Source organism: Micromonospora sp. WMMD882 (assembly GCF_027497255.1).
GTDB lineage: Bacteria > Actinomycetota > Actinomycetes > Mycobacteriales > Micromonosporaceae > Micromonospora.
The window spans coordinates 3,484,378-3,504,111 of sequence record NZ_CP114903.1 but is presented as its reverse complement, the minus strand read 5'-3'; the positions used below and the strand labels follow the sequence as shown (position 1 = coordinate 3,504,111).

The following is a 19,734-nucleotide window of genomic DNA, read 5'->3' as shown; positions in this document are numbered from 1 at the left end:
CTCCGAGCCGCGGGTCCCGCCCGCCTGTCCGAGCCGAAAGGGCCGACCGTGAAACTTGCCCGCGACACCTGGCTGATCTTCCAACGCCAACTCAAACTGCTGCTGCGCAACCCGGTCTGGGTCTTCGTCGGCGTCTTCCAGCCGGTGATGTACCTGCTCCTGTTCGCCCCCCTGCTCAAACCGGCCCTCAACGCCCCCACCCAGGCGGAGGCGTACAAGATCTTCGTACCCGGCCTGCTGGTGCTGCTCGCCATCTTCGGCGGTCTCTTCCAGGGCTTCGGCCTGCTCGCCGAACTCCGCGCCGGAGTGATCGAACGCTCCCGGGTCACCCCGGTCAGCCGGCTCGCCCTGCTGCTCGGCCGTTCCCTGCGCGACGTGGTGTCGCTGCTGACCCAGGCGGTCATCATCACCCTGCTGGCGCTCGCCTTCGGGCTGCGGGTGATCCTCGGCGACCTGCTGCTGGCGTACCTGATGCTCGCCCTGATCGCGCTGATGACCTCGGCCCTGTCGTACGGGGTGGCGCTGAAGGTCCGCAGCGAGGAGGCCCTCGCGCCGCTGATGAACACGGTGGCCCAGCCGGTGCTGCTGCTCTCCGGGATCCTGCTGCCGCTCACCTTCGCCCCCGGCTGGTTGCAGGGGGTGGCCCGGTGGAACCCGTTCGCCTGGGCGGTCGACGGCACCCGAGCCCTCTTCGCCGGTGATCTCGCCAACGACCGGATCTGGCAGGGCCTCGGCATCATCGCCGTGCTCACCCTGCTCGCCGTCTTCTGGTCCGCCCGCGCCTTCGCCCGCAGCGTCCGCTGACACCCCCAGCGTGCGCACACACGCTGCATGGAAGGAAGGGCACCTTCTGCACAGGAGGGTGCCCCTCCTGACACCCACGGGCGAGCAGCGCGCGGGCGTCAGCGCACCCGGGCCAGGGTGAGACCGTCGGCGACCGGCAGCATCACCGCCTCCACCCGGACGTCCGCCAGCACCTCGTCGTTGAACGCGACGATCGCCCGGTCCTCGGCGCTCTGCGGGGCGAGCACCCGGCCGCCCCGCAGCACGTTGTCCACCGCGATCACCCCGCCGGGCCGCATCCGGGGCACCAGCTCCGCCCAGTACACCGGGTAGCCGGTCTTGTCGGCGTCGACGAACGCGAAATCCAGGTACCGCTCGTGCGGCAGGTCGTGCAGCCCCTCGGCGGCCGGGCCGATCCGCAACTCGATCCGGTCGGCCACCCCGGCCCGCGCCCAGTACCGCCGGGCCACCGACGTGTACTCCTCGGAAATGTCGAAGCAGGTCAGCCGGCCACCCTCGGCGAGCCCACGGGCCACCGCCAACGCGGAGAGCCCGGTGAAGGTGCCCACCTCCACCGCCTGCCGTACCCCGAGCAGGCGGGTCAGGAAGGTCAGGAAAGCGGCCTGCTCCGGCGCGACCTGCATGCGCGCCTCCGCCGGCAACGCGGCCCGGGTCTCCGCCACCAGATCACGGACGACCTCGTCCGGCGGGCTGCCGTGGGCCACCAGGTAGGCGTGCAGTTCGTCGGTCAGCGGCAGCGACTTCACACTCATGAGCGGACGCTAACCGACGATCGTGCCCGTACCCGACGTGGACCCGCCCACCACGCCGACCGACCCCGGTCGGCGCAACGGCCGGACCGGTCACGGCAGCGGCTGGAGCGCCTGACCGCCGGGCGCCGGCTTCGTCCACAGGTCGGTGATGCTCACGTCCAGCTCACCGAGGAGGTTCCGCAGCAGCGGCAGGGAAAGCCCCACCACCGTCGCCGGGTCACCCTCGATCCGCTCCACGAACGGCCCACCCAGACCGTCGAGGGTGAACGCGCCCGCCACGGCCAGCGGCTCACCGGTCGCCACGTACGCGGCGATCTCCTCGTCGGTGACCTCGGCGAAGTGCACCGTGGTGGCCGCCGCCGCCTCGACCCGACTCTCCATCGCCAGGTCGATCAGGCAGTGGCCGGTGTAGAGCACCCCGCTGCGCCCCCGCATCCGCTCCCACCGCCGGGTCGCGTCCGCCGCGTCGGCCGGCTTACCGTAGATCTCGCCGTCGAAGGCGAGCACCGAGTCGCAGCCCAGCACCAGCGGCCGGTCACCCGGCGTCGGACGCAGTCGCCCGGCCACCGCCGACGCCTTGAGCCGTGCCAACGTCACACACAACTCCTCCGGCTGGTCGGTCTTCACCTGGGACTCGTCGACCCCACTGACCAGGACCTCCGGGTCGATCCCGGCGGCCTGGAGGAGCTTACGGCGGGCAGGGCTCGCGGAAGCGAGCACGAGGCGGAGAATCGTCTTGCTCGGCACGCCCGGGAGGGTACCCACCGAACCTGACCGCCCCGACCCCGGCACGCCGACCTGACACTTCTTCTGTTCCGGTCGGTCTTCTGTTCCGGTCGCGCCGGGTCAGCCTCCCGGCCGGTCCGCGCCCGCTCGGCGACGTCGACGGGCCGCCAGCGCCCAGGCGAAGCCGCCCAACGCCACCACGCCACCGCCCAACGCCGCCAGGCCGCCGGCGGCGAGCGACCATCCGCCACCGCCGTCTCCGTCCGGCGCGGCCACCGCCGAGGTCGGCGTCACGTCGGCCGGCGCGCTCGCCGTCGGCGATTCCGACACCAACGGCGGTACGTCTGCCGTCAGCGCCGCGACCAGATCGATGACGCCGTACCCGTACTCGTCGTCGCGACCCGGGGCGCCCTTGTCGACTGCCGTGGCGGTGAGCCGGTGCGCCACCTCCCGCGCCGACAGCTCCGGAAACCTCGCCCGGATCAACGCCACCGCCCCCGCCACGATCGCCGTGGCACTTGAGGTGCCGCTGCCTTTTGCGTACTTGCCGTCGTAACTAGTGCTGTAGATATCAGTCGCCGGGGCCACCACATCGATCTCTCGCCCAGTGATGGAAACTTGGGCCTGGTTTCCTTTTTGGTCAATTCCTCCAATTGCGATTACACCCGGATGGCGTGCCGGATAACCTACCGTATAGTCGAGAGGATAATTTCCAGCGGAGGCGACGACTACCACGTCTGCCTCTATGGCTGCTTCAACTGCCTGTTGTAGGCGCGCATTTGGACCGCCGGTAGAAGAAATGTTGATTACATCGGCATCTTTTGTTAGTGCAAACTCGATGCCGGCGGCAAGGTCGTCGATCGTGCCTCGGTTATCTTTTGATGACGTGGTAATTGGCAGGATTTTTGCTGCGGGAGCGATTCCGAGGGCTCCGATCCCTGTTGCTCGTCCGTGGGCGGCTACTAGCCCTGCCATCGCTGTCCCATGGCTGTGGAGATCGTTGCTTCCGTCTCCGGAGCCACCAGCAACGATGTCAATGCCCCTCAACAAATTGCTGCGTAGATCGGGATGTCGGTCGACGCCGGTGTCGAGTATTGCGACGGTTACGCCTTCGCCGCGTGTGATTTTGTGGGCCTCGGCGACTTTGAGGTAGCGCAGGTGCCACTGGTCGTTGCGGATGCGGTCCGCCTGCGCCGGAGCGGCGGGCAGCACGACCGTCGCCACCAGGGTCAGGGTCGCCAGGGCAGCGCGGGATCTCACCGGTTGAAGCCGATCGCCGGCCCCGGGTCGATCGGACCGTCCTCGTCGGGCGGAAGGACGATCGGATCCACGCCGAGTTCGGTCTCCCACGGGTTGTCGGGATCCCAGCGTCGCCCCTCGGTCTCGTCGCGGTCTCGCCGGGATGGCCGCCCGGTCGGGCTGCCGTAACCGGGCGCGCCACCGAACGGGCCGCCAGCCATTCCACCGAAGGACGGGCCCCGACCGACGCCGGGCCGGGAACCAGCGGCACCGGCCGGAGCGGTGCCGGCGGCACCCCCGCCGATGACACCACCGACCGGGTTGACCCGGCGAGGGGGAGTCGCCCCGGGCGCAGGCTGACCAAGGCCCATGCCGGGGGTACCCCCGATCAGGCCGCCAGGTGGCATCGCCCGAGGGCCGATGGGCGGCGTGCCGCCGATGGCGGGCCTGCTGGCCGGACCGACCGGCCCACCGCCCCTGCCGGGGGTGGCGTCGATCGGCCCACGCGGCAGCGGCCCAGAGCCTGGCAGCGGGGGAGTGGGGCCGGGACCGAGGGCGGGTCCCGGAGACGTGGTCGGAGGCGTCACCGTGGGCATGGTGGGATTGACCTGAGGCGGAAGAAGACCAGGCCCGGCCCCGCCGAGAACGGGACCGACACCGGACGCGGTCGGCGTAGGAACTGGCCGAACCGGCGACGCAGAACCGCCCCCGGACCGTGAGGACGCCGACGGTGAAAGCGGCACCGGAACGATCGGTGGGATGACAGGGGCTGAACCGCCACCGTAGATGTCAGGGTTGCCATCTTGCCGGCCGCGCGGCGATGGCGGTAATGGCGGAGGGGGTGGTTTCAGGAGGGCTTGGGCTTGTTGGAGTTCGCCGCTGAGGCCGTACATCAGGGTGCGGGCCTGGCTGTTCAGCCGTTCCAGGTCCGCGTCCGTGACCGGTGGCTGCGCGGGCGCGGAACGGCCGGCGCGTGGCAACGGCCGGGTCGGTAGGGATTCCTCGTACGCGAGTTTGATCCTGTTCTTCTCCTCGAACTGGTCGAAGAGCTTCTTCAACTCGGTGCGGGTGGTGCTGATGGCGGAGGTGGCGGCGGCGAGGGCGTCGCAGTTGGCGACGGCGGCGTCGTACGTGCTGCGGACCCGGGTGATCAGGTCGTCCAGTTCGGCGAGGTACGCGCGGGAGGCGGCGCTCTTCTCCGGCGGCCACGCCTCGGCGAGCCCGCGCCGGTACTCCTGTAGCCGGCTGAGGTGGGTGAGCGCCAGCTCGCTGGTCTTGCGCCAGCCGGCGACCTGCCGCCAGTGGTTGTCGGTGCGTTGGTCCTGGAGGGTGGCCCACATGGTGACCACGTTCATGTTGTTCCAGTTGGTGAGGCTGGACGTCGGCGTGCCCGGGTCGATCACTTGAGGACCTCCGGCCCCGGCCCGGTGGCGTCGGGCGGCACCGGGGCGGCTGGTGGCTGGTCGGCCTGGGCGGTACGCAACGCGCGCTCGACGTCCGACACCCGGGCCCGGGCGAACGCGTCGGCGTCGGCGTACTGCTCGCTGATGGCGCCGGCGGCGGTGGCGAGCCCGCCGGTGTGGTTGGCGAGGTGGTAGACCTCGTTCGTCGAGCGCTGCTGGATGTCCTGGTGTGCCCGGAGGAAGTCGACCAGCTCGCCGAAGGCGGCGCAGGGCGGGGGGATCGGCACGGACATGTCGTCGGCGATGTACGACAGGTGCGGCGCGTAGTTCTTCCGTACCTCGGCTTCGAGTTTGTTGGCGAACTCCCGCATCTGCCGGATGTCGGCCTCGATGTCGCCGTACCCGCGTAGCCAGCTCGGCCCAAGGTCTTCCTCAGGGATCATCGGCCCTCCCCACCCGTCACAGCCTGCTACCCCTGAGTGAGGTTAATGGGTAGGTGTGACGGTCGACAGCCCCGCGTCCGGGCCGGAATCAGCGGGGCAGACCGGAGGCACGCCACGCGCCGATGCCGGCGGTGGGCGTCGCGTTGCCCGGTCGGCCACTGCGCGCCCAGGCGGAGGGCGCGACGGCAGGCGCCGGGGCGGCGGTCGGCCGGGAGCGGGCGGCCAGTACGCCCACCAGGGCGGCCAACTCCTCGGCGGTGGGAACACCCCGGACCACCCGGAACTGGGGCTCTTCGACGGACATGCTGTCAAGCGTACGCGTCGTGAAGTTGACCTATCCCGCATAGTGGCGTGCCGGCGGTGTGACCGCGCGTCGCTCCGGGTACCGTCTCGGCAATGTCGAACGCGCTTCCCCAACTCGTCGCCAACCGATACCGGCTGATCTCGCCGCTCGGTCAGGGCGGCATGGGTCGGGTCTGGAAGGCGCGCGACGAGGTGCTGCACCGGGACGTGGCGATCAAGGAGCTGGTGCCGCCGCCCAGCCTCACCGACGAGGAGCGCCGCGAGATGCGCGAGCGCTCGCTGCGGGAGGCGCGGGCCATCGCCCGGCTGAACCACGTCAACGTGGTGCGCATCTTCGACGTGCTGCGCACCGACGGCGACCCGTGGATCGTCATGGAGTATGTGGCGTCGAAGTCCCTCCAGGACACGATCGCCGAGGACGGCCCGGTGTCGCCGGCCCGCGCCGTGGAGATCGGCCTCGGCGTGCTCGGCGCGCTGAAGGCCGCGCACAAGGCGGGCGTGATGCACCGCGACGTGAAGCCCGGCAACGTGCTGCTCGGCACCGACGGTCGGGTGGTGCTCACCGACTTCGGCCTGGCCACCATCCCCGGCGACCCGAACGTCACCCGTACCGGCATGGTGCTGGGCTCCCCGGCGTACATCGCGCCGGAGCGGGCCCGGGACGGCACGGCGGGCCCGGAGGGTGACCTGTGGTCGTTGGGCGCGACGCTCTACGCGGCGGTCGAGGGCAAGTCGCCGTACGCCCGGCCGTCGGCGATCGCCACCCTCGCCGCGCTGGCGACCGAGCCGCCGCCACCGGCGAAGAACGCCGGGCCGCTCAAGGCGGTCCTCAACGGGCTGCTCCGCAAGGACCCGGCCGAGCGGATCGACGCCGAGGTCGCCGAGCGCCTGCTGCGCCGCGCGGGCGGCAAGCGCAGCCGGACGATTCCGCTGCTCGACGGCGTACGTCGGCCGGGGCCGAACGGGCCGCGCGAGCCGCGCCCGCCGGTGGTGCCCGCGCCGCGCCCGCCGGAGTCCTCCGGTGCCAGCGCCGTCCCGCCGGCCGCCGCCGCAGCGGCTGCCGCCTCCGCCGCCGTTCCCGCTTCGGACCCGACCACCCCGGAGACCGCCAACCCGGAGGCGACCGGCCCCGGGTCGACCGGCGCCGCAGCGGACGCGACGGCGAAGCTGCCCGCGCCGGATACCCCGTCGGCCACCTCCGGTCCGACCACGTCGGACGCCGCGCCGACCGCCGTGGTCCCGGCCTCCGGCGACGGTACGGGCAGCCGGCCGCAACGGTCCACGTCGGTGTTGCCGGCGACCCCGGTGAGCCCGCCCCCGCCACCTCCGGGCCGGGCCGCCGTGCCGACCCCGGCGGGCGGGCCGGAGCGGTCGGGCAACTCCCGCCGTAACCTGCTGATCGGCGTGCTGGTCGCGGTGCTGCTGCTCGGTCTGGTGCTGGTGGTGCCCAAGTTGCTCGGTGACTCCGACGACCCGGATCCGGGCCCGCAGACCGGCGCGACCACCGACGCCGCCGCCACCCCGTCCGCCGCGCCCTCGTCCAGCGCGCCGGCCGCGTCGCCCACCTCGGCCCCGGCGAGCCCGACGCCCGGCCCGACCCCGAGCGCCTCGGCGGGCCTCACGCTGCCGGCCGGCTGGAAGATGCACAAGGACCAGGGCGGGTTCGAGCTGCCGATCCCGTCGAACTGGGTGCGTCGCGACGCCGGCCGGGACACGGTCGTCTTCGACGAGCCGAACGGCGTCGGCGAGCTGCTGGTCCAGTGGACCTCGTCGCCGAAGTCGGACGCGTACGCGGACTGGCAGAGCATCGAGTCGGGCCGGGCGAGCCGGGTGAACGACTACGAGCTCATCGGCATCGAGCGGTGCGACTTCTGGAAGACCTGCGCGGACTGGGAGTGGCTGGAGACCCGCGACAACACCCGGATCCACGTCCGTAACCGGGGCTTCGTGACGGCCAGCAACCGGGGGTACGCCCTGCGCTGGGAGGTCGCAGCCGCCGACTGGGAGCGGCGACTGGCCGAGTTCGACCTGATCACGAAGGGGTTCAAGCCCGACCGGGCCGACTGAGCCGCCCTCGTCGGGCATGGGATTCGCACGTCGCTGGCATGACCTTCCGTGAATCGGGGTACTTCCATCCCTGACGACGGAAGGGAGGTACGACCGATGAGGTACCGACGGAAGACTGCGAAGCCCTCGGTGGCGCTGTGGATGCTGGTCGCCCTCGGTGACGCCGTACTCCTGCTCGCCAGCATCGGCGTTTCGGTGCTGTTCGCACTGCTCAGCGTCGTGACCGTCACGGCCGCTCTGGTCGGCGGCCGGATCATGCTGGCCCGCCGTGGCGTGACCGCCCGGGAGGGCGTCCCCACCCCGGTCGCCGTGCCGGTCACCCGCCGACGCGCCTGAGTCGTTCGCCGCACGCCGAACCGGACCGGTCAGTTCGCGTGGCCGACGAATCCCACGTCGGTCAGGTCATCGTGCGCCACGACCAGGCGGAACATCTCCGCCACCAGCGCCGCCCCCTCCCGCCGGTCGGCGGGAGCGGGCAGGGCCGGGATCGCCGCGAGCGCCGTCCGCGCCGCCATGCCCTCCAGAGCGAGGGCGTCGACCCGGGTACGCCCACAGCCCGGCCCGCACGCGTAGGCTCGCGGGCCGCCGGGGGCCTGCTCGGGCCGCAGCGTACGGCTGAAGGCCAAGGGCCTGGTCGAAGGGATGGCCGGGGTCGGGGTGTTCGTGGCGGAGAAACCGGGGAGCTGAGCGGCGTACCGGATGGGGACGTGGTTCGGCCGGGCGGGCCGCGGGTCGCGGCGTCGCCCGGCCGGGTCGGAGCTACGGGGTCAGCGGGTGTTGTTCGCCAGGGCGACCAGCCGGTCCCGGGTGCCGTTCCAGTGGTTGCGGTCGACGCCGCCGCTGATGCCGGAGACGCTGCCCGAGTCGGTGTACTGCCAGAAGCTCCACACCGGGGCGCCGGCCGGCAGGGTGCCCGGGCTGCTCGACCAGCGGGCCAGCCACAGCGGGTGGTTGGTCCACGGGCCGGTCCAGCTGCCGGTGCACTGGTTCCACCAGCTCGTGGTGGTGTAGATGACCGCGTACCGGCCGGTGCGCGAGCGGTACGTGTTCAGGAAGTCCTGGATCCAGTTGCGCATCCCGGTGGTGCTCAGGCCGTAGCAGGTGCCCCCGCTGTACGGGTTGGCCTCGACGTCCAGGGCGGCCGGCAGGGTGCGGCTGTCCGCCGACCACGCGCCGCCGTTGCTGGCCAGGTAGTTCGCCTGGGTCGCGCCGGAGGAGACGTTCGGCCGGGCGAAGTGGTACGCCCCCCGGATGATGCCCGCGTTGTAGGAGTTCACGTAGTTGGTGTTGAACTGCGGGTCCTTGTAGCTGGTGCCCTCGGTGGCCTTGATGTAGGCGAACTGGACGCCCGAGTTGCGGACGCTGGTCCAGTTGATCGAGCCCTGCCAGTGCGAGACGTCGATTCCGGGCGTGGTGGCGGCGGCGGCCGGACCGGCGGTGGCGACCAGGCCGACGGCGGCGGTGGCGAGCGTGGCCAGGCCGGCGGCGAACAGGCGGCGTAGCGACGGGCGGGTACGCGTCATGAGGGCTCCTCCGGGATGTCCGTTATTGACAAACATCATTGAAGGAATCTACCCGTCAGCGCAAGCCCTGCTAAAAGAATTGCCGCACGATGTGGGCTGGACGTTGGGTGAAGAGGCTGGTCAGCGCAGCGACGCCGGGTCGAGCGAGAGCGGGAAGGGGACGCCCACGGTCAGCCGCTCACCGGCCTTCGCCACGCCGTCCTCGACGTAGTGCTGCCTGTCCAGGCGGAACAGCCGCAGCGTGTGTCCGTCGCCGTCCGGCTCGACCAGCGGCCAGTTTGCCATGGTCAGCCGGGGTGGCCGGGGAAGTGGCGGGGGTGCGGCGGGGCGGTAGGCTGCCGGCCCATGACCCCGATCGACAGCCTCGGTGACCTGTGGGACCGGCTCCTCGGGGCGCAGCCCGACCCGCCGCCGCTGCTCGTCCTCGCCACCGCCGTGGTCGCGCTGGTGGTGGTGTCGACCCGGATGCCGTGGCGGATCGCCCGCAACGCGATCACCATCGCCCACGAGGGCGGGCACGCGTTGGCCGCCCTGCTCACCGGCCGCCGGCTGCACGGCATCCGGCTGCACTCGGACACCTCGGGCCTGACCCTCTCCGCCGGTCGCCCCAGCGGCCCCGGCATGATCCTCACTCTCCTCGCCGGGTACGTCGCCCCGCCGCTGATCGGCCTCGCCGGGGCCCTGATCCTCGGCGGGAACCGGATCACCCTGCTGCTCTGGGTCGCGGTGGCGCTGCTGCTCGCCATGCTGGTGATGATCCGCAACGCGTTCGGCGTGGTGTCGCTCGTGGTCACCGGCGGGTTGGTGCTGGCCGTCTCCTGGTACGCGTCGCCGCAGGTGCAGGCCGCGTTCGCGTACGCCGGGGTGTGGTTCCTGCTGCTCGGCGGGGTGCGGCCGGTGGTGGAGCTGCAACGGCTGCGCGGCCGGGGCCGGCTGCCCGAGTCCGACGCCGACCAACTCGCCGGACTGACCCACCTGCCGGCGTTCCTCTGGGTGACGGTGTTCGCCCTGGTCAACCTGGTGGTCCTGGTGGTGGGCGGGGCCCTGCTCGCCGGCCCGGCCCTCACCGACGCCGGCCTGACTCCCTGAGTATTTCGGCCTGACTCTTCGTGACGTCACCTTGGGTGATCGGTTCTGTCGGCGACATCCGTCTTACCCCGAGTAATCGCTGTGCTGAACGTACTGCACCGATCCGCAGCCTTTGCTCTGCACCCAGATTCGCGCCATCGACTTGACCAGCGGAAACGCCACAGTCCCGGTTGGTGCGGATTCCAAGAACGTCGCCCTGAGTGCCTGGTGCGTGCATGGGTGCAGAGCAAAGGGCTCGGAAGACTATGCCGAGGTCGGGCCTGGCGGTTACGCAAGGTGCGCGTGATGCGGGCCCCGCCGGGACAGTGATGCGAGCCCCGCCGGGACAGTGATGCGAGCCCCGCCGGGACAGTGATGCGAGCCCCGCCGGGACAGCGACGGGGACGGGACCGGCATCGGGGTGCTCGGCGCCGGGGGGCAGCGGCAGCGGCGGGGCCGGGGGCGCGGGCGCGGGGGCGGGGGCAGAATGGGAGCGGTGCGATACGTGATCATCGGGGCCGGCGCGGTCGGCGGCACCATCGGCGTACGGCTGGCGCAGGCCGGCCACGACGTGACCCTGGTGGCGCGCGGCGCCCACCTGGCCGCGATCCGCGAGCGGGGGCTGACCCTGCACACGCCGACCGGGGACGTCACCTCCCGGCTGCCGGCGCTCGACGGCCCGCCCGACCGTCCGCTGCCGGCGGACACCGCGCTGGTGCTGGCCGTCAAGTCCCAGGACACCGAGGCAGCCCTCCGGAGCTGGGCGGACGCCCCGGTCGCCGGGGGCGGCACCGCCGGGGAACGGCTGCCGTTGCTCACCGCGCAGAACGGGGTGAGCAACGAGCGGGCCGCGCTGCGCTGGTTCGACCGGGTCCACCCGGTCTGCGTCTGGCTGCCGGCCACCCACCTGGAACCCGGCGCGGTGGTGGCCAACGGGCACCCGCACCCCGGAATGCTGCACCTGGGGCGCCACCCCGGCGGCCCTGACGACACCACCCGTCGGGTCGCGGCGGACCTGACCGGGGCCGGCTTCGTCGCCCCGGTCCGCGACGACGTGCTGCGCTGGAAGTACGGCAAGCTGCTGCGCAACCTCGGCAACGGGCTGAACGCCCTGTTCGGCCGGGACACCCCCGGCGACCTCGCCGCCCGGACCACCGGGGAGGGCGAGGCCGTGCTCGCCGCCGCCGGCATCGCGCACACCGGCATCGCCGAGGAACAGGCCGTACGCGGTGAGCTGGTCCGGGCCGTGCCGGTACGCGGACAGCAACGGGCCGGCGGCTCCACCTGGCAGAGCCTGGCCCGGGGCGTCGGCTCCACCGAGGTCGACCACCTCAACGGCGAGATCGTCCTGCTCGGCCGGCTGCACGGCGTACCGACCCCGGTCAACGCCGCCGTCCAGCTCGCCGTACGGCGGGCAACCCGGGAAGGCGTCCCCGCCGGCGGCTACCCGCTCGCGGAACTGGCGAAGTCGATCGACTGACCCGGCAACCGACGGCCCCGCGTGACGCGTGTTCCCCTGCGACCGCCACGGGGGAGGTAACCAGGTGCCCGACGTCGACGGGTTCGACGAGTTCTACCGGGGCAGCCGGCAACGGCTGCTCGGCTTCGTCTACGTGCTCACCGGTGACCTCGCCGAGGCACAGGACGCGGTGCAGGAGGCGTACGTGCGGGCGTGGCAGCGCTGGTCCACCGTCGGCGGATACGACGAACCCGAAGCCTGGGTACGGGTGGTCGCCACCCGGATCGCGGTGAGCCGGTGGCGCAGCCTGCGCAGCCGCGCCCGGGCGTACCTGCGGCACGGGGCCACCGAGAGCGTGCCCGGCCCGAACACCGACACCGTCGAGGTGGTGGCCGCGCTGCGCCAGCTCCCCGAGGAGCAACGTACCGCGATCGCCCTGTACTACCTGCTCGGGCTGCCCGTGGCCGAAGTGGCCCGGGAGACCAACGCCCCGGTCGGCACGGTCAAGGCCCGACTCTCCCGGGCCCGTACCGCGCTCGCCGGGCTGCTCACCGTCACCGACCTGGAGGAGGCCGCCGATGCGTGACCGGAAGCCCACTCTCCACGACCGGATCGCCGCCGAGCTGGCCGCCGTACGGTGGCCGGAGTCGGCCGAGATCCGCCGCCGGGCCCGCCGCCGCGCCTGGCGGCAGGCGGCCGGGGCGGCGGCCACCGTGCTGGCCCTGGCCGGCGGGGTGACCGTCGTGCTCGGCCCGTCCACCACGGGCGCTCCGCCCGGGTCGGACGTCTCCCTGGTGAGCCCGCCGGCCCGCGTCGAGATCCCGCCGGAGGCCCTGCTCCAGGCGGACGACCTGCCGGAGCCGGCCGCCCCGCCGCTGACCGGGTCGGGCCTCGGTGAGCCCGTCTGGACGGATCCGATGCTCGCGGTGTGTCTGAAGGAGAAGGGGTTCCAGGCCGACTGGGGGTGGTCGCTCCCGAACTGGTCCCGTTCGCAGACGTTGCTGCGCGCCCCCGCCGTCCGGGACCAGAGGGCCCTGGACGGCCCGGAGGCGACAGACGAGGGCTCGGAGGCGGTGGACGAGGACCCGGCGCCCGCCGACCTCCTGCTCAGTCAGGACATCTACCGGTTCGACCCGGTCGAGGCGGAACGCTTCTTCGTCCACCTGGGCCGGCAGGTCGACCCGTGCGCCGAGTGGGTCTCCGTCGGGCCGGTCGAGTGGCAGGGCCGGACGGTCGACGGGGCGGCGGCGCACCGGTGGACGCTCACCGACCGCGACTTCGCCGGTGACGAGTCGGCGTTGCTGCGGCACACGGTCTCGCAACCCTGGAACCAGGCCACCGGTGACCCGCTGGGCGGGGGGCCCGGCTCGACGAGCACGGCGATCGTCCGGGTCGGCGACCTGGTGACCGTGATCGAGCCGGGACGGTCCATCGCCGACGAGGAGCTGCGTCGGCTCGGCCAGCTCGCCGCCGTCCGGATGTGCCGGGCCGCGAACCCGGCGTGCTGAGCCGGGTGTGCCGGAGTGTGCCGGGGTGTGCCGGGGCGTCAGGAAGGGCCCCTTCCTTTCACCCCTAGAGCGGGATGTTGCCGTGTTTCTTGGGGGGCAGGGTCTCCCGCTTGGTGCGCAGCACCCGCAACGCCCGGACGATCTGGGTACGCGTCTCGTGCGGCGGGATCACCGCGTCGACGTAGCCCCGTTCGGCGGCCACGTACGGGTTGGCGAGCGTGTCCTCGTACTCGGCGATCTTCTCGGCCCGGACGGCGGCCGGATCGTCGGCGGCGGCCAGCTCGGCCCGGTAGAGGACGTTCACCGCGCCCTGCGCGCCCATCACCGCGATCTGCGCCGTCGGCCAGGCGAAGTTCAGGTCCGCGCCGAGGTGCTTGGAGCCCATCACGTCGTACGCCCCGCCGTACGCCTTGCGGGTGATCACGGTGACCTTCGGGACGGTCGCCTCGGCGTACGCGAACAGCAGCTTCGCGCCCCGGCGGATGATGCCGTCCCACTCCTGGCCGGTGCCGGGGAGGAACCCGGGCACGTCCACGAAGGTGAGCACCGGGATGTTGAACGCGTCGCAGGTGCGGACGAACCGGGCCGCCTTCTCGCTGGCCGCGATGTCCAGGGTGCCGGCGAGATGGGTGGGCTGGTTGGCGACCACGCCGACCGGGCGCCCCTCGACCCGACCGAAGCCGACCACGATGTTCTGCGCGTACAGCGGCTGGACCTCCAGGAAGTCCCCGTCGTCCAGGACGTGCTCGACCACCTGACGGATGTCGTACGGCTGGTTCGCCGAGTCCGGGATCAGGGTGTCCAGCTCCCGGTCGTCGTCGGTGACGGATAGCTCGACGGGGGTGTCGAGGACCGGCGGCTCGTCCAGGTTGTTCGACGGCAGGTACGACAACAGCGCCTTCACGTACTCGACCGCGTCGTCCTCGTCGGTGGCGAGGTAGTGGGCGTTGCCGCTGCGCGTGTTGTGGGTACGCGCCCCGCCCAGCTCCTCCATGGCCACGTCCTCCCCGGTGACCGTCTTGATCACGTCGGGGCCGGTGATGAACATGTGCGACGTGCCGTCGACCATCACGGTGAAGTCGGTGACCGCCGGGGAGTAGACCGCGCCGCCCGCGCACGGCCCCATCACCAGGGAGATCTGCGGGATCACCCCGGAGGCGCGGACGTTGCGGAAAAAGATCTCGCCGTACCGGCCGAGGCTGACCACGCCCTCCTGGATCCGCGCGCCCCCGGAGTCGTTGATGCCGACCACCGGGCAGCCGATCTTCATGGCCAGGTCCATCACCTTGACGATCTTCTCGCCGAAAACCTCGCCGAGCGAGCCGCCGAACACCGTGAAGTCCTGCGCGAACACGCAGACCTGCCGGCCGTCGACGGTGCCGTAGCCGGTGACCACCCCGTCCCCGTACGGGCGGGTCCGCTCCAGCCCGAAGTTGGTGGAACGATGCCGGGCCAACCCGTCCAGCTCGACGAAGGAGCCCTCGTCGAGGAGCAGCCCGATCCGTTCCCGGGCGGTCTTCTTGCCCCGCGCGTGCTGCTTCTCCACCGCCCGCGCCGAGCCGGCGTGCACCGCTTCGTCGACCCGTCGTTCCAGGTCCGCCAGCTTGCCGGCGGTGGTGTGCGGGGTGGTCCCGGTCTCGATGGTCACCCTCGGAATATAACGATGGTTCAGGTGCGCGTCGCGGTGCGCTCCACCCCACCACCGGTCGGGGCCGCGCCGCTAGGCTGGCGGAATGCCCGGCTCCCCGTACACGGACCTGGATCGACCGCCGCTGAACGCGGCCCGGCTGCGGCGGGCCCTGGTCGCCCCGAACGGGCCCTGGCGGCGGCTGGAGCTGACCCCGGAGACCGCCTCCACCAACGCGGACGTGGCCGAGGCGGCGCAGGCCGGCGAGCCGGAGGGCCTGGTGGTGGTGGCCGAGCGGCAGTCCGCCGGGCGGGGCCGGCGGGGCCGGAACTGGCAGTCGCCGCCGCGCGCGGGCATCGCGACGAGCGTGCTGCTCCGGCCGGGTGAGGCCGTCCCGGAACGCGACTGGTCGCCGGCGTCCCCCACCGGGTACGGCTGGCTGCCGCTGCTGGCCGGCGTCGCGCTGGTCGAGGCGGTGTCCCGGCTCGCCGAGCTGGACGCCCGGCTCAAGTGGCCGAACGACCTGCTCGTCGACGACGCCAAGTGCGCCGGGGTGCTCGTCGAGGTGGTGCCGGGCGGCGGGCCGTCCCGACCGTCCGCGGTCGTCCTCGGTGTCGGCCTCAACGTGACGTTGCGCGCCGACGAGCTGCCGGAGAATCCGACCGGCCTGCCGGCGACCTCTCTGCAACTCGCCGGGGCCACCGCCACCGACCGGGACCCGCTGCTGCGCGCCCTGCTGCGCGCGGTCGCCACCTGGTACGACCGGTGGCGCGTCGCCGGCGGTGACGCGGTCGGCAGCGGCCTGCGGGACGCCTACCTGGCCGCGTGCGGCACGATCGGCCGCCCGGTACGTGTGCTCCTGCCCGCCGGCGACGAGCTGACCGGCACCGCCACCGGCGTGGACGCCGACGGTCAGCTTCTCGTCGCCACCGCGCAGGGTGAACGCCGTCTCGCCGCCGGTGACGTGCTGCACCTGCGCTGACCGCTCCTCCACTGTCGACCGTTCGTCCCCGCCCCGGCCGTCGGCGTCATCCGGTCGCCCGGTGCTACCCGTGTGTCCCGTCCGGTGCTGCCCGCATGTCCCGTCCGGTGCTGCCCGCGTGTCCCGTCCGGTGCTGCCCGCGTGGATCGCGCGGCCTGTCTGCCGCGTTCGGGGCGGGCCAGCCGCTACCGTCAGCGCGACCGTCCCGCGGGGAGGTTCGCGGGGTCTGCGAGGAGGTTCGCGTGGCGTTTCCCGATGACGTGCTCACCGAGGACGAGCAGGTCGTGCTGCACCTGCGCCCGCACTGGCGGACCCTCGTCCGGCCGGCGCTGGTGCTGGCGCTGGCCGTCGCGGCGTTGGTGGCGGCCTGGATCCTGCTGCCCGCAGGTGACGCCGGCCGGATCGCCGGATACCTGGTCACCGGGCTTCTCCTGGCGCTGGTTCTGGTGTTCAGCCTGGTGCCGTACCTGCGCTGGCGCAGCACCCACTACCTGTTCACCGACGAGCGGGTGCTGCTCCAGTGGGGCATCCTCAACCGGGAGCGGCGGGACATCCCGCTGGCCCGGATCAACGACCACGCGATGCGTCAGCGGGTCGTCGAGCGGATCTTCGGCTGCGGCACGTTGACCATCGACTCCGTCGGCGATCGGGGGCAGTCGGTGCTGGTCGACGTGCCCAGGGTCGGTCAGGTGCAGACCACGCTCTACGAGCTGGCCGAGGCGCACCACGACCGGCACTCGCTGGGCGACGGGGAGATGCGCGAGATCCTCACCGACATGCGCGACGGCCGCCCGCTCCGGTCCGGCCGACCCGCCCGCGATGGTGGGCCGGTCCGCGATGGTGGGCCGGTGCGCGACGCCGCCTCCTGAGCCGCCCGCAACCCGCAGGATCGTCCGGACCAGATCTCCCCGCGCTGTGGCGTTGCTCGCCCCCAGCGGGAGAATCCCATGCCGCCGAACAGACAGCCAGTACATTCAGTGATCTTCGGGTGCTGACTGCGGAGCGTAGACCTTCGGGTGCTGACTGCGGAGCGTCACGCCTTGAAGCGGTTCAGGTGGGCCAACTTCGGCCTTTGCTCTGCACCCGCCATCGCGCCATCGGGGATGAGCTGTGGAAAGGTCGTCTTCGTCGGATTTCCGCGAGATCAGGGCCGTGGCGGAGTGTGATTGGCGCATCGGTGGGTGCAGAGCAAAGGGAACGGTGCGAAAGGTGATCTCTCGGAGAGCATCACCCTCGGTGACAGGAGTGGTTGCCCGGCCAGGCCAGCCGTGACTGGCCGGGCGGTCTGATCAGTCGACCGGGGCAGGTGGCGCGGCGGTGTCGCGCGCGGCAGGGATGACCGCAGTGGGTGCGTCCACCGAGGCTGCCGGCGCCGGCGCTGGCGCTGGTGCTGGTGCCGGCGCTGGTGCTGGTGCCGGCGGGGGTGGGGATGGCGGCTGTGGCGGGGCGGACGCGGCTGCGACGGGGGCCGGTAGGTAGGCGGTGGGCGGGTCCACGGGGCCCCTTCGGGTTTCTGCCGGAGCCGGCACGATTCCGGCGGGCACGGCCATCGGCGGCGCGGCCGGCGCGGCGGGCGCGGTGTGTGCCGGGGAGTCGGTGGCGGGCGGCGCCGAGACCGGCGGAGCCGTGGCCGGGGCTGGTGCCGGGGGCATGGTCCCGGGCGGTGCGGACTGGTCGGCGGACGCGGACGCGGGTGCGTCGTCGGTCGGGTCGACCGGGTCGGTGTGACCGGTCCGCAGGGTGAACCAGCCGCGGAAGCGGGTGCGCAGCACCTCGCACTCGGGGCGGCCCTCGGCGTCGAGGCGGAGCATCGTGCCGGTCAGGGTGACAGTGCCGAGCCCGGGGCGGGCGGTGGACGGCTTGCTGCCCATCACGTCGAGCCGTACGGCGAGCCGGTCACCGGCGCGTACCGGGGCCAGCCAGCGCAGCTCCTCCAGGCCCGGCGAGGCGTCCGCCGCCGCGCGGGACAGGACGTGGTCCACGTACGCCCGCATGAACAGGCTGACCGTGTAGAACCCGCTGGCGATCAGCCCCCCGTGGTGGCTCTGCCGGGCCAGCTCCTCGTCGACGTGGTACCACTGCGGGTCGAACCGGCGGGCGAAGGCGACCATCTCGGCCCCGTCGACGGTGAGCGCCCCCAGGTCGAAGCTGCGGCCCGGGGTGAGGTCCTCGAAGAACAACTCGGCGGAGGCGCCCGTCCCGGACCGGACGGCTTCGACGCTCACCGGCGCGGGGCACGCCGGGTGGCGGCGTGCAGCTCGGCGGCGAGGTCGGCATCCGACTCGCGGTCGACGGAGTCCAGGCCGGGGTCGAGCGGGGTCGGCGCCGGGTGCAGGTCCGGACCGGTCGTGGCCGGCCGGGGCGCCACGGCCGGCCGTGGCGACAGCGCCCGCCCGGCTGCCGGGCGGGGCTTGACCGGTCGGGCCGGCCGTCCCGCCACGCTCGGCTTGATCTTCGCGCGGGGCTTGACGGTCGGCCGTGGCCGGACCGTGGGCGGGGATGTGGGCTGCGGCTGGGCGGCCTCCAGCTCGGTGACCGACTCGGCCAGCTCGGCCACCGGATCCATCCCGGCGACGGTGTCCGGCTCCGGCACGGCCGACGGTGTGGGCGCGGGCTGGAACACGAACGTCCGGTACGACCAGAAGCGGAAGAGGGTGGCCAGCAGCACGCCGCCGGTCTTCGCCACGTTCAGGGCGAGCAGGCTGGTGACGCCGAGGCCGTACTTGGCGGCGGCGAGCACGCCCAGCTCGATGAGCAGACCGGTGGCGTTGAACAGGAAGAAAAGGGCGTATTCTCGGCGCAGAGCCGACTTCGGCCGATCCCGGTACGTCCAGTACCGGTTCATCAGGTACGACGTGATGGTGGCCACCACTGTCGCCACCACCGCGGCCTTGAGTTGGCCGTCGGAGAACACGGTGAGCGCCAGCGCATTGAAGACGGCGTAATTGATGACAGTGTTGATGCCGCCGACGATGCCGAACTTGAGCGCCTCGCGGACGAACTTCTGCCAGCGCTCGGGCAGGAGACGGACAAGACGCATGCGGACACCTTAGGTCAGTCGGGACTTCCCGGCCGGCCGGCCGGACGGGGATGGGCGCGACGTCACGCCCTCGGGTCTCGGTCGTCGTTCGGTTCCGGAGCGTCACGGGTTCCCGCTTCGACGAAGACGAACCGTCGGTAGGACCAGAACCGGAACAGCGTGCCGAGGCCGGTGCCCACGACGAAGCTGGCGATGTTGTCGGCCAGCGCCGTCTGGAAGACGCCCGGCCAGATGCTGCCCAGCCCGTACCGGCTGATGGCGAGGCAGGCCACCGCGATGCCCAGCCCCACGCCGTTGAAGAAGAAGAACAGCGCGTACTCGCGGACCGGGTTGGAGCGCTCCCGGTGCCGCCAGGTCCAGAACCGGTTGCCGAGGAAGGCCACCGTCGCCGCGATGACCGTGGAGATCGTCTTCGCGGTGACCGGCTCCATCCCGCGCCCGGCGGTGAGCATGTTGAAGATCGCGAAGTCGAGGAGGAACGCGGCGCCGCCGACCGTGGCGAACTTGCTCATCTCGTGGATCAGGTGACCGAAGCGGTCGAGCAGCGCCCGGAGCACACGCGGGCGGGTATGCGGGGCACCCGGTTGGTCCCCGGTCACGGTCGCGGCCACTGGGGAAGCGTACCGGTTCGGAGCGCACCGGACGGGTAGCAACGACGGCAGCGGGTAGACAGCCTCACCGATGGTCACCCACGGTGATGTTGACTGACCGTAGTGGATTTCTGACCGGTGGAGGTGGCGTTGACGACGGTCGTCCACCTGGACGGGGCCGGGGGCGCGGGACCGGAACG

21 protein-coding genes and 1 pseudogene are annotated in these 19,734 nt (G+C 72.3%); 9 read left to right on the top strand and 13 right to left on the bottom strand.

All coding sequences use genetic code 11. The annotated features are described in order from the left end of the window. The first annotated feature begins 48 nt into the window (after window positions 1-48). A complete protein-coding gene (locus O7606_RS14495; RefSeq protein WP_281594555.1) occupies window positions 49-804 on the top strand; it encodes an ABC transporter permease in 756 nt (251 codons plus the stop codon). A 98-nt stretch (window positions 805-902) separates the two neighbouring features. Here O7606_RS14495 and O7606_RS14490 read toward each other — a convergent pair whose 3' ends face one another. The 6 genes from O7606_RS14490 to O7606_RS14465 form a co-directional block, all read right to left on the bottom strand. After that, complete coding sequence (locus O7606_RS14490) at window positions 903-1,556, bottom strand: O-methyltransferase (protein WP_281594554.1); 654 nt, start codon at window positions 1,554-1,556, stop codon at window positions 903-905. A 90-nt stretch (window positions 1,557-1,646) separates the two neighbouring features. Further along, entirely contained in the window at window positions 1,647-2,303 is a 657-nt protein-coding gene (locus tag O7606_RS14485) for a Maf family protein (protein WP_281594553.1), read from the bottom strand. Window positions 2,304-2,402: 99 nt separating this feature from the next. Continuing rightward, the gene (gene mycP / locus O7606_RS14480; protein ID WP_281594552.1) at window positions 2,403-3,506 is read right to left on the bottom strand and encodes a type VII secretion-associated serine protease mycosin; all 1,104 of its coding nucleotides are present in this window, start codon (window positions 3,504-3,506) and stop codon (window positions 2,403-2,405) included. Window positions 3,507-3,538: 32 nt separating this feature from the next. Further along, complete coding sequence (locus O7606_RS14475; RefSeq protein WP_281594551.1) at window positions 3,539-4,924, bottom strand: hypothetical protein; 1,386 nt, start codon at window positions 4,922-4,924, stop codon at window positions 3,539-3,541. Then, entirely contained in the window at window positions 4,921-5,367 is a 447-nt protein-coding gene (locus O7606_RS14470) for a hypothetical protein (protein ID WP_281594550.1), read from the bottom strand. Before O7606_RS14470 ends, O7606_RS14475 begins: the two co-directional genes overlap by 4 nt. A gap of 88 nt (window positions 5,368-5,455) precedes the next feature. After that, window positions 5,456-5,671, bottom strand: coding sequence for an acyl-CoA carboxylase subunit epsilon (locus O7606_RS14465; RefSeq protein ID WP_281594549.1), 216 nt, complete (start codon window positions 5,669-5,671; stop codon window positions 5,456-5,458). 92 nt (window positions 5,672-5,763) lie between these two features. On the opposite strand from O7606_RS14465, the gene O7606_RS14460 reads away from it, so the two are divergent. Both O7606_RS14460 and O7606_RS14455 read left to right on the top strand, forming a co-directional pair. Continuing rightward, entirely contained in the window at window positions 5,764-7,737 is a 1,974-nt protein-coding gene (locus O7606_RS14460) for a serine/threonine-protein kinase (protein WP_281594548.1), read from the top strand. A 96-nt stretch (window positions 7,738-7,833) separates the two neighbouring features. After that, window positions 7,834-8,073 (top strand): hypothetical protein, encoded by a 240-nt coding sequence (locus tag O7606_RS14455; protein ID WP_281594547.1) that lies wholly within the window; start codon window positions 7,834-7,836, stop codon window positions 8,071-8,073. A gap of 29 nt (window positions 8,074-8,102) precedes the next feature. On the opposite strand, the gene O7606_RS14450 is transcribed toward O7606_RS14455, so the two are convergent. The 3 genes from O7606_RS14450 to O7606_RS14440 form a co-directional block, all read right to left on the bottom strand. After that, the gene (locus O7606_RS14450; protein ID WP_281594546.1) at window positions 8,103-8,363 is read right to left on the bottom strand and encodes a hypothetical protein; all 261 of its coding nucleotides are present in this window, start codon (window positions 8,361-8,363) and stop codon (window positions 8,103-8,105) included. A gap of 141 nt (window positions 8,364-8,504) precedes the next feature. Next, entirely contained in the window at window positions 8,505-9,260 is a 756-nt protein-coding gene (locus O7606_RS14445; protein WP_281594545.1) for a GH25 family lysozyme, read from the bottom strand. A gap of 120 nt (window positions 9,261-9,380) precedes the next feature. Continuing rightward, window positions 9,381-9,545, bottom strand: coding sequence for a hypothetical protein (locus tag O7606_RS14440; protein WP_281594544.1), 165 nt, complete (start codon window positions 9,543-9,545; stop codon window positions 9,381-9,383). Window positions 9,546-9,605: 60 nt separating this feature from the next. On the opposite strand from O7606_RS14440, the gene O7606_RS14435 reads away from it, so the two are divergent. From O7606_RS14435 to O7606_RS14420, 4 genes are all read left to right on the top strand, one after another. Beyond that, entirely contained in the window at window positions 9,606-10,349 is a 744-nt protein-coding gene (locus O7606_RS14435) for a M50 family metallopeptidase (RefSeq protein ID WP_281594543.1), read from the top strand. 475 nt (window positions 10,350-10,824) lie between these two features. Further along, window positions 10,825-11,808: a 2-dehydropantoate 2-reductase N-terminal domain-containing protein gene (locus O7606_RS14430; RefSeq protein ID WP_281594542.1), complete on the top strand. Its 984-nt coding sequence runs from the start codon at window positions 10,825-10,827 to the stop codon at window positions 11,806-11,808. Window positions 11,809-11,872: 64 nt separating this feature from the next. Then, window positions 11,873-12,373, top strand: coding sequence for a SigE family RNA polymerase sigma factor (locus O7606_RS14425; protein WP_281594541.1), 501 nt, complete (start codon window positions 11,873-11,875; stop codon window positions 12,371-12,373). Next, complete coding sequence (locus O7606_RS14420) at window positions 12,366-13,295, top strand: hypothetical protein (protein ID WP_281594540.1); 930 nt, start codon at window positions 12,366-12,368, stop codon at window positions 13,293-13,295. Before O7606_RS14425 ends, O7606_RS14420 begins: the two co-directional genes overlap by 8 nt. Window positions 13,296-13,359: 64 nt before the next feature. On the opposite strand, the gene O7606_RS14415 is transcribed toward O7606_RS14420, so the two are convergent. Continuing rightward, complete coding sequence (locus O7606_RS14415) at window positions 13,360-14,943, bottom strand: acyl-CoA carboxylase subunit beta (RefSeq protein ID WP_281594539.1); 1,584 nt, start codon at window positions 14,941-14,943, stop codon at window positions 13,360-13,362. Between the two features lie 85 nt (window positions 14,944-15,028). Here O7606_RS14415 and O7606_RS14410 point away from each other — a divergent pair, with 85 nt between their 5' ends. After that, window positions 15,029-15,904: a biotin--[acetyl-CoA-carboxylase] ligase gene (locus O7606_RS14410; protein WP_281594538.1), complete on the top strand. Its 876-nt coding sequence runs from the start codon at window positions 15,029-15,031 to the stop codon at window positions 15,902-15,904. Window positions 15,905-16,146: 242 nt separating this feature from the next. Then, window positions 16,147-16,773, top strand: a complete 627-nt coding sequence (locus O7606_RS14405) for a PH domain-containing protein (protein WP_281594537.1) — start codon at window positions 16,147-16,149, stop codon at window positions 16,771-16,773. A 420-nt stretch (window positions 16,774-17,193) separates the two neighbouring features. Here O7606_RS14405 and O7606_RS14400 read toward each other — a convergent pair whose 3' ends face one another. The 3 genes and pseudogenes from O7606_RS14400 to O7606_RS14390 form a co-directional block, all read right to left on the bottom strand. Beyond that, window positions 17,194-18,129, bottom strand: coding sequence for a MaoC/PaaZ C-terminal domain-containing protein (locus O7606_RS14400; protein ID WP_281594536.1), 936 nt, complete (start codon window positions 18,127-18,129; stop codon window positions 17,194-17,196). Between the two features lie 278 nt (window positions 18,130-18,407). Next, window positions 18,408-18,944 (bottom strand): annotated as a pseudogene (locus tag O7606_RS14395) (GtrA family protein); the annotation flags it as partial. A gap of 62 nt (window positions 18,945-19,006) precedes the next feature. Next, window positions 19,007-19,597, bottom strand: a complete 591-nt coding sequence (locus tag O7606_RS14390) for a GtrA family protein (RefSeq protein ID WP_348651169.1) — start codon at window positions 19,595-19,597, stop codon at window positions 19,007-19,009. Between the last annotated feature and the right edge of the window lie 137 nt (window positions 19,598-19,734).

Excerpts from the sequence above, each read along its gene's own strand:
- O7606_RS14470 (WP_281594550.1), bottom strand. The coding sequence starts at position 5,367 with ATGATCCCTGAGGAAGACCTTGGGCCGAGCTGGCTACGCGGGTACGGC.
- O7606_RS14460 (WP_281594548.1), top strand. The coding sequence starts at position 5,764 with ATGTCGAACGCGCTTCCCCAACTCGTCGCCAACCGATACCGGCTGATC.
- O7606_RS14420 (WP_281594540.1), top strand. The coding sequence starts at position 12,366 with ATGCGTGACCGGAAGCCCACTCTCCACGACCGGATCGCCGCCGAGCTG.
- O7606_RS14440 (WP_281594544.1), bottom strand. The coding sequence starts at position 9,545 with ATGGCAAACTGGCCGCTGGTCGAGCCGGACGGCGACGGACACACGCTG.
- O7606_RS14410 (WP_281594538.1), top strand. The coding sequence starts at position 15,029 with ATGCCCGGCTCCCCGTACACGGACCTGGATCGACCGCCGCTGAACGCG.
- O7606_RS14490 (WP_281594554.1), bottom strand. The coding sequence starts at position 1,556 with ATGAGTGTGAAGTCGCTGCCGCTGACCGACGAACTGCACGCCTACCTG.
- O7606_RS14435 (WP_281594543.1), top strand. The coding sequence starts at position 9,606 with ATGACCCCGATCGACAGCCTCGGTGACCTGTGGGACCGGCTCCTCGGG.
- O7606_RS14445 (WP_281594545.1), bottom strand. The coding sequence starts at position 9,260 with ATGACGCGTACCCGCCCGTCGCTACGCCGCCTGTTCGCCGCCGGCCTG.
- O7606_RS14465 (WP_281594549.1), bottom strand. The coding sequence starts at position 5,671 with ATGTCCGTCGAAGAGCCCCAGTTCCGGGTGGTCCGGGGTGTTCCCACC.
- O7606_RS14455 (WP_281594547.1), top strand. The coding sequence starts at position 7,834 with ATGAGGTACCGACGGAAGACTGCGAAGCCCTCGGTGGCGCTGTGGATG.